The 497-nt window shown below is 56.5% G+C and carries 1 protein-coding gene; it reads right to left on the reverse strand.

Features of this window, described 5'->3' with window-relative positions:
• Positions 1 to 497: AIR synthase-related protein (locus ACTHUM_RS18980; protein ID WP_440403826.1), on the reverse strand; the 497-nt coding region annotated here is incomplete at both ends.

Genomic DNA, 497 nt, shown 5'->3' on the forward strand with positions numbered 1-497 from the left:
CAGTTTGAATACCGCGCCGCGTCCTGCATCGTTGACCAGTTCGGGGAAGGCGTTGGACAAGCCGCCCGCGCCGACGTCGTGGATGGAGATAATCGGGTTTTTGTCGCCGAGTTGCCAGCAACGGTCGATGACTTCTTGCGCGCGGCGTTCGATTTCGGGGTTGCCGCGTTGTACGGAGTTGAAGTCCAAAGAAGCGTCGTTTGTGCCGGTATCCATCGAAGAAGCCGCGCCGCCACCCAAGCCGATAAGCATGCCCGGGCCGCCCAGTTGGATCAGCAATGCGCCTTCAGGGATTTCGTCTTTATGCGTCTGCTGTGCCTGAATGCTGCCCAAACCGCCTGCAATCATAATCGGTTTGTGATAGCCGCGAACTTGTCCGTCAAACTTTTCTTCAAAGGTGCGGAAGTAGCCCAAGAGGTTCGGGCGGCCGAATTCGTTGTTGAACGCTGCGCCGCCAATCGGGCCTTCAATCATGATGTCTAAAGGAGAAGCAATAT

It is taken from the genome of Neisseria sp. P0021.S006 (assembly GCF_051956895.1).